Annotated in this window: 2 protein-coding genes; both read left to right on the top strand. The window is 62.0% G+C overall.

Annotated features, from left to right (window positions below; genetic code table 11):
• Positions 1-649 (top strand): pyridoxal-phosphate dependent enzyme (locus EN780_RS35490; protein ID WP_128276555.1); only part of this gene is annotated, 649 nt, incomplete at its 5' end.
• A partial coding sequence (locus tag EN780_RS35485) for a DUF1697 domain-containing protein (protein ID WP_128276554.1) occupies positions 646-901 on the top strand: 256 nt, incomplete at its 3' end. The genes EN780_RS35490 and EN780_RS35485, both read left to right, overlap by 4 nt.

Below are 901 nucleotides of genomic sequence, written 5' to 3'. Positions count from 1 at the left end.
GGCGCGTTTTGTCTTCTGCGAGCCGGCAGGCGCGCCGAGCCTCAGCGAGAGCCTGTCCTCGGGCAAAAGGATCAAGCTTGCCAAGGTCGACAATTTCGTCGACGGCGCCGCGGTCGCCGAGATCGGCCGCGAGCCGCTGCGGCATCTGAGGGAATTTGCCGCCGAAGCGGTGCGGCTGATCCCGGAGAACCGCCTCTGCGCGACGATGATCGAGATGCTCAACGTCGAAGGCGTGGTGCTCGAGCCGGCGGGCGCCCTGGCGATCGATGCGCTCAAGGATTTTTCCCGCAAGGAGATCAGGGGCAAGACCATCGTCGCCGTGGTTTCGGGCGGCAATTTCGATTTCGAGCGGCTGCCCGACGTCAAGGAGCGGGCGCTGCGCTTCGAGGGGCTGAAGAAATACTTCATCATCCGCTTTCCGCAGCGGCCGGGAGCGCTGCGCGATTTCCTCGAAATGCTGGGGCCGGACGACGACATCGCCCGCTTCGAATATCTGAAGAAATCGGCGCGCAATTTCGGCTCGGTGCTGATCGGCATCGAAACCAAGGACCGCCGCAACTTCGACCTGCTGAAAGCGAATTTCGACGCCGAGGGCGTGCAGTACCAGGACATCACGGACAACGAGACGCTGGCCGGGTTCATCATATGAGCGGAAAAGGGACGGTTTTCGTCGCGCTGTTTTCCGGCATCAATGTCGGCGGCAACCGCATCGTCAGGATGGCGGAGTTGCGGAGCTTCTTCGAGGACCTCGGCTTTTCCGATGTGGCCAGCTACGTGCAGAGCGGCAATGTCGTGTTCCGTTCAGGGAAGGGCGGTACGGCCAGCTTGACCGACAAATTGGAAGCCGCCTTCGAGAAGAATTGGGGGTTCCATTCGCGCATCATGGTGCGCGATGCCGGCT

This window comes from Mesorhizobium sp. M4B.F.Ca.ET.089.01.1.1, assembly GCF_004022605.1.
GTDB classification, from domain to species: domain Bacteria; phylum Pseudomonadota; class Alphaproteobacteria; order Rhizobiales; family Rhizobiaceae; genus Mesorhizobium; species Mesorhizobium abyssinicae.
Note: the sequence above shows the minus strand (reverse complement) of the source record. Positions and strands in the feature narration are given on the sequence as shown.